Here is a 7,663-nt window from a genome sequence, read left to right as displayed (position 1 = left end):
CCGCACTGAGCGTGTCCACGCTGGTTTCCAGGTGGTTGACGCTGCCGCCCACGCCAGTGCCCGCGTTCAGGCGCAGGGCCACGGCGGTGATGTCCTGATCGCCGTCGTTGGCGACCCCCACCAGGGCGTCCGCGTCCAGAATGCTGCCCGCCGTGGCGGTGATGCTGACCGCGCCGCCGCTCACGTCGATATCGCCCACCGTCACGTCGGTGGCCGCCAGCAAGCGCACCGTTGCGCTGGCTCCCGTGCTCACCAGCGCACTGCTGGCGTCTTGCGTGATCGCGCCGCTGCCGGCCTGCACGTCGATGCTGCCGCTGTCCGCGCCCGTGCTGCTGGTGCGGATGTCCGCTTGCGCATGGAAGGTCACACCCGCGCCCGCCAGCACACTGATGCTGCCGCTGGTGCTGGTGATGTCGGCGTTGGCTGTGATGCCGCTGCCCGCGCCCAGCGTCTGCACCAGCACGTTGCCCGTGCCGTTGGCGCTGATGGCCGTGCCGTCGCCATCCGTCCCGTCGTTCAGGGTGATGCCGCCTGCCGTGCTGCGCAGCACGATGGCGCCGTTGCCTCCGCTGGTGATGTCGCTCTGGCTGGCGTCGGTGACCACGGTGAGCGCGCCGTCGCTGCCCACCCGGTTGACGCTCAGACCCACAGCACCCACGTTCAGCGCATCGGCTTCGAGCAGGTACACACCACCATTGCCCGCCGCCGCACTGAGCGTGTCCACGCTGGTTTCCAGGTGGTTGACGCTGCCGCCCACGCCGCTGCCCGCGTTCAGGCGCAGGGCCACGGCGCTGATGTCCTGATCGCCGTCGTTGGCGCCGCCCACCAGGGCGTCCGCGTCCAGCACGCTGCCGCCCGTGGCGGTGATGCTGACCTGGCCCCCGCTCACGTCGATATCGCCCACCGTCACGTCGGTGGCCGCCAGCAAGCGCACCGTTGCGCTGGCTCCCGTGCTCACCAGCGCACTGCTGGCGTCTTGCGTGATCGCGCCGCTGCCGGCCTGCACGTCGATGCTGCCGCTGTCCGCGCCCGTGCTGCTGGTGCGGATGTCCGCTTGCGCATGGAAGGTCACACCCGCGCCCGCCAGCACACTGATGCTGCCGCTGGTGCTGGTGATGTCGGCGTTGGCTGTGATGCCGCTGCCCGCGCCCAGCGTCTGCACCAGCACGTTGCCCGTGCCGTTGGCGCTGATGGCCGTGCCATCGGCATCCGCCCCGTCGTTGAGTGTCAACGTGCCACCGGCCACCAGAACCAGCGAGGCGTTCTGGCCGGTGATGAGGTCCTGCCACGCGCCGGTCAAGGTGTTGACGTCGGCCGGCACCAGCGCGCTCGCCAGGCTGACGGCAACGGCCACCGTGTCCACAGCCAGTGCGTCGGCTTCGCTGAGGTAGGCGCCACCACTGCCCACACTCAGGGCCAGGGTCTGGACCGCCAGGTCCAGCGCATCGCTGGTCGACCCCACGGCGCCGGTCGTCCCGGTTTGCAGGTACAGGCCGCGCGCCACCACATCGGCGGCGGTATCGCCGTCGACGATGGACGCGGTGGTGATGATGGCCACGTCGTTGTTGGCCGCACGGATCTCGCCCACCGTGATGTTGGCGCTGCTTTGCAGCCACACGTCCCCGGTGGCATCGGCATGCACCTGCTCGACCCGCAGCAACTCGATCGCACCGCCGGCCACGGTTTCGGTCAGGCGGATGCCACCCGTGGCGCCGTGGTTGACCAAGGTGGCCTGGTTGACTTCGGTCGCAAACAGGTCAATGCCCGTCTGAGCCCGCACCACCAGGCGGTTGCCTTGAATCGGTTCCGACAGCAGGTCGTCTTTGAACGAGTTGCGGCTCTCATTGAACTGCGCCACATAACCGCCGCTGGAATACAGGGTGATGTCCTGGTAGGCGCTGGGTTGCGACAGGTCGGTGGTGGCCAGCAGACCGTTGCGAATTTCGATGTTGCCGGTGGCGTCCAGCTTGACGCTGCCCTTGATGGCGAGCGACGGTTTGGCCGCGATGTTGATGTCTTCCACCGTGATGCTGCCGGCGTACACCTCCAACGGTGCGTGGAAGGTGAACTGGTTGGCGTTTTGTGAACCCGCGATGCGCACCGCCCCCTGCCCTGCCACGGCATGGGCATCGCTACCCGTCCCGGTGTAGTGCCCCAGCACGATGCGCCCGAAGCCACCTGCGGCGATGCGATCGAGTTCGAACTGTGTCAGGTTGAGGCTGGCGAGGTTTTGCGCATTGGGGTCGCCCACCTCGATGTCCAGGCCCAGCGTGGTGGTGCGCATTTCCAGCACACCGCCGGTGGAGCGCAGGGCGGCACTGCCCAACAGATCGATTTCGTCGCCTTCCAGCAGCAGGTTGCCGCCGTTGAGTTGCACCACGTCGTTGAAGATGATCTGCGTCGCGCCCCGGATGACGAGGTTGCCGCCCGTGATGGTCAGCTTGCCGGAGAAGGTGACCACGCCCTCGGTTTCAATGATCAGGTCGCCAGCCAGTGTCACGTCTTGATCGAATATCACCGAGTTGGGCATATCGCCGCCCACGCCGCCGATGGTCAGCGAACCCAGCGGATCGGTGTCTCCCACGAGGCCCTTCACCCAGACCACCCCCTTGGCCAACAGGGTCAGGTGGTCTTCTGTGATGTCGCCGTTGCCGTCCAAGGCGGACGCTCCGTCGGTGCCCAGCACCAGGCGGCCATTGCCGGAACCGGTCGACACATAGGTCGAGGTCAGCGTCACATCGCCATCGATCTGGATGTTGGCATCCGTGATTTGACCGGTCGCAATGTCTTGGTTGGTCGCAAAAGTCGCCTGCTCCACCACATAGGTCGTCAGGCCCCAGACCAGACTGCCCCGGTCGTCTTCCAGAGCGATGCGGCGGGTTTGCGCGGCGTCCAGCGGCAGCGCCAGCACCAGGGCGGCGAAATTTTCGCCTTCGTCGCCGGGGGAGTCGGCATCGCCATGAATGGCGGCGTCGATGCTGTGACCCAGTTCTTCCACCAGCACCCGCAGCGCAGCGCTGTCGTCGCCTGCGTCGTCACCCAGGGCCTCGCCCAGGCTGGCCAGCCATTGCGCGTTGACAAACACCGTCGCGCCGCCCGAGGGGCCGTGGGCCGTGAAGCCGGCCATGGCCTGCCCCATGGCGCTGCCGTCCAGCAACAGCGCCTCCACATCCACCTGCGCGGCCAGCCACTGCTGGCGCACCGCCTCGGCCCGCTGCAGCAGGGCATCCGGATCGGTGGCCACGCCCTCCAGAGGGCCCGCACCCGGGAACAGGGCCAGCAGTTCCTGCGCGCTCAGGCTGCCCAGCTGCTGCTGCACCAGGTCCATGGCCTCGCCCATCAGGCGGCCGAGCTGCGCGTTGGCCTGGGCTGGGCTGGATGCCGGCTGGGTCAGGTCCAATGCCACGGCTGCACCGCTGAACGCATCGCCAGGCACCGCGGGCACCGCCACCGCCAGGGCCGGCTCCGCCGCTGCCATGGGGCGGGACAGATCCCAGGTGGACACGCCGGTCTGCGCGGGCGACTGTGCCGCGCCGGCATCCGCCCCCTCGCTGCCAGACGTCGGGAGATAGGACAGGTCGTGCAGGGTGGGTTCGGGCTCCACCGGGGCCAGGGCATGCGCCACCGCCACCGCCAAGGGGTTGGCCGACAGCAGCCAGCGCGGCTCCAGGCGCTCAACCGCAAAACGTCGATTCGAGCGGCCCGATGACAGGGGCGCGCGCAGGAAAGGCTTGGGGGTGCGGGGGGTGTGCATCGTGGTTCAGCGGTGTGTGGCGGTGATCAACGGCTTAGGGGGCGGTGCGAACCAGGCGGACGTGTGCCAGGTCGGTCATGGTCCACCAGCCGATACCACCGGGGTCGGTCCGGCCGGAAAAATCCACCACCCAGGCTTCGGTTGGGACGGATGAGACGGTGCTGGACCAGTACTGCGGGAGCACGCCGAGGCTGTCGACCGAAAACGCTGCGGGCAACAAATTGCCATTACCACTCAAGTCGTTTTGCAGTTGCAGCAGCGCACGCAGTTCTGTCTTCGTGGGCACGCGCCAGCCTGTTACGCCGGCAAAACCGGCGCCGCTGTTGGCGGCAGTAGACAGTGCCGGAGCATCCGCAGCAGCCACCAAACTGGCTGTTCCGGTGCAGGCCGCCCCACTCCAGGTGGTGCCTTCGGTACACACCTTCCACATCAGCCCACCCGCGGTCACGGTGCCGTTGCTGGCGGGGGACGTGGGATAGGTCAGGGACGGTGCGCTCGTTTGAGGCGACAGCACGTAGAGGGAACTCAGGTCGGGATCGGTCGATGCCTGATCGCTCAGCCCCCCGGCTGCCTGATCGCCAAAGTCCACCGCCCAGACAACATCATCCTTACCGACAACCGCCTGGGCCTTGACCAGCTTGCCCTGCGCGAAAGCGAAGTACTGGTCCAGAACGCTGGCACCCTGATCGTTCAACTGCAGCAACTCGGCCGCCGTGGCCAACCTGGCCGTACCCGGCAAACCGGTATTGCCCAGCTGGGCCGCCCACACGATGCCCGTGGTGTTGTCGCGCACCGCCGCGACACCACTCACGGTGGTGGATTCGAAACGCGGCACCTCCACCGTGCCACCACCGCCACCACAGGCGGCCAGCAGACCGCTCAGGGCCATGACCAAACCAGCGCGGTGAACAAACCAACGGGAAGATGTTGCGGAAATGGGACTCATGTGGCGCGCTCCAATCAGTTGTTATCGGAAAGTTTTCGGGAGAACAAAGCGAACAAACGTGTTAACGGGGGTGCGGGCGGTGAGGCCCGCACCCATCACAGTGTGGCGTAGTCGAACAGCACCTCGGCCGAAGCGCTCAGACCGGCGCTGATCGGTTGAACCGCTGGCAGACCCATCACAAACGAGGCGTCGTCCTCTTCGGCAAGGCCATAGGCCATGTCGGACAACAACAGGTCATCGGCCAGATCGCTCGACTGGTCATCGTAGGCGTCGGTGTCCAGTGCGATCCATTCGTCCTGGTTGGTCTGCAGCGAACCCCATCCCGCCAGCATCGGCTGCACGTAGCTGGACAGGTAGGCCTGCGCCTGCATCGACACGCTCTGACTGAACGCGCGCCCGGCCGTGGACGTCGCCACGCTCTGCACCTGGCGGGTGAAGCCGTCGGAAGCGATCGCCCCCAGGGCCGTCGACGTGGCGCTTTCGGTCGTCTGACCCGCCACCTCCGTGCGCGGCAGCATCACCCGCTCAGGCGCCTGGCCCACCAGCTGCGCCTGGGCGTAACGGGCGCCATGGTCGGCCAGGCGGTAGTAAATGCCCGCCGCGTTCATGCCGCGCGACACCAGACCCGACGGTGCCGTGATCTGCAGGCGCTCGGCCTCCACCCGCAGCACGCGATCGTCTGCCGCGACGGCGGCCAGGGTCTGGCCGTAGCCGTACAGCGACACGCTCTGGGCCTTGACGCCCATCGCACCGTCGCTGCTGGCAGCCAGCACGATCTGCCCCTGCGCGCTGTCCAGCGCCACCGCACCCCGCAGGCCACTGGTGCCTGCGTCGCCGCTGGCATCGATCTGGCCCACTTCAATGCCGAACGCGGCATCGATGGTGACCAGACCGCCCTGGGTCACGATGCGCGCGTCGCTGGCCATGCGCACCTGACCGTCTGCAGCATGCAGGTTCAGGTACGAAGCATTGCTGGAGAGCAGGTCGGCGTTCACCACCAGATCGCCACCCACCGCTTCAAAGCGCGTGTGGCGATCGATCGCCCAGCTGGCGGCTTCACCGTCAGCGCCCAGGCGCACCGTGGTGCCCAGCAGACGCACCGCGTCGGCACCTTCGGCCCACAGCGATGGCGACATCACGGTGGTGTCGGCCGTGGCGTGACCCACCTGGATGGCGTCGAAGCTGTCGTCCACCATCTGGGCGGTCAGCGCTTCCAGGTCCTGCGTGCTCAGTGCAAAGTCTTGCACCACACCGCCGAACGTGGCGCCCTGCAGCACCAGGCCGCCAGCGCCACCGCCGTCGATCACCCAGGTGCTGTCCACCGTCAGGCGCTGGGTGCCCAGCACCAGCGTGGCGCCGGCCTCCAGCACCAGGCGGTCACCGCTGCCGCTGGCAAAGGCGCCCAGGCGAATGTCACTGGCCGACAGGTTGAGCGTGGCGCCACTCTTGACCAGGATGGAGCCTCGGATGTCCAGCACGCCTCCCGTGGTGGTGACCTCGATCACACTGTCGCTGTGCACGACCAGGTCGTCCGAGATCAGCACATCACCCGCCTGGCGCAGCTGCGCGGCGGTCAGGTCGGTGGTGCTGCCGGAACCCAGAATGGTCAGGCCCTGGCCATCGATCGTGCCGGTGATGTGCACGGCACCGGCCGCCAGCAGGCCGCCTTCGGCGTCGCGCGCCACACCCGACGCCACCAGCACCAGCGGATCGCGGAACACCAGGCTCTGCGGCACGCCGTTCACCACCGGCGCGTTCAGCCAGACCGCCTGGCGCGGATCCTGGCTGCCGATCACGATGCGCTCGAAGCCGTCGCTGATGTTGGCCAGCTCGTTCACATCGATGAACAGACCGGCTTGCTGACCTTCCACTGGCGCACCGTTCACTCCTCCGAGCGTGTCGCCCACCACAATGGGCAGCGTCTGAGCCAGGTCGTCGAGCTGCGCCGCGGTCAGCACCAGCTGCGCCGTGCCCGCGTCAAGATTGGACAAGCTGGCCTGTTGTGAAGGCGTGGTGATTTCGATGCTGCCGCTGCCCGACAGCGGCGAATCGATTTGCACGCCCGTGCCTTGGATGCGGACCGGCTGGCTGCCGTAGTCGGCATTCGTGCTGCCCGCGGGCACCACAAACGGACCATCGGTCACCAGCACCTGGATCAAACCGGTGTCGCTGCCGACCCGTGCCACGCTGACACCCGTGCTGCCGGTGATGGCGACGTTGCCCGCCTCCGTGGTCACCGAACCGTTGCCGGTTTGCGTGACGGCTGCGCTGACCGCTTGCAGCGTGAGGTTGGCATCCCCGACCATCTGCACGTCAGCATCGAGCTGCAGGTCGCCGCTTTGCACAACCACGCTCAGGTCGCCGGTGGACGTCACGCCGTCGCCACCCATCACCAGGCCGTTGATGGCGCTCAGGTAGCCGCCACCATCGCCCAACGCCAGCGACAACTGGTCCACATCGAGCTGGAACGGATCGCCTGCGCTGCCCACCTGTTCGGCGCTGATCTGCAGGCTCGCTGCAACGACATCGGTGGTATGGGTTCCCCCCACCACGGTACCGGCCACGTCCAGCGTCACGCTCTGGCCCGCTGCGTCGAGGCTGGCCACGCTCAGGTCGTTGCCTTCGCCGGTGACGGTGATGCTCACCGCGCCGGTGGCCGTCACGTCTTGCGCCGTCACATCGCCCGCTGCGTTCAGATCGAACACGCCGGTGGTGGTCTGGCTCAGGACCAGGCCGTTGGCTTCGTCCACGTAGGCCGCGCCGCTGTCCAGGTTCAGCACCAGGCTGCCCACGTCGGTGTTCAGGCCGTTGCCGGCCTCACCCACGCTGGCGGCGGTGATGTTCAGGTTCAGGGCCTGCAGGCTCGCGTCGCTGCTGGCGTTGTTCACGCCACCGGCCACGTCCAGGCTCACGCTCTGGCCCGCTGCGTCGAGGCTGGCCACGCTCAGGTCGTTGCCTTCGCC

At 67.7% G+C, this 7,663-nt stretch carries 3 protein-coding genes; all 3 read right to left on the bottom strand.

The window, feature by feature from the left end:
• On the bottom strand, nucleotides 1-3,754 hold a 3,754-nt coding region (locus RMP09_RS09775; protein WP_310565790.1), incomplete at its 3' end, for an LEPR-XLL domain-containing protein.
• Nucleotides 3,755-3,788: 34 nt separating this feature from the next.
• Nucleotides 3,789-4,700 carry a DUF1566 domain-containing protein gene (locus RMP09_RS09770; RefSeq protein WP_310565789.1) on the bottom strand — a complete coding sequence of 304 codons (912 nt, stop codon included), beginning with the start codon at nucleotides 4,698-4,700 and terminating at the stop codon, nucleotides 3,789-3,791.
• Nucleotides 4,701-4,795: 95 nt separating this feature from the next.
• A partial coding sequence (locus RMP09_RS09765) for a hypothetical protein (protein WP_310565788.1) occupies nucleotides 4,796-7,663 on the bottom strand: 2,868 nt, incomplete at its 5' end.

Origin of the sequence: Hydrogenophaga sp. (assembly GCF_031426985.1) — a bacterium.
Classification (GTDB): Bacteria; Pseudomonadota; Gammaproteobacteria; order Burkholderiales; family Burkholderiaceae_C; genus Hydrogenophaga.
The sequence above is the reverse complement of the archived record's forward strand: the minus strand, read 5'-3'. Positions and strand labels throughout refer to the sequence as shown.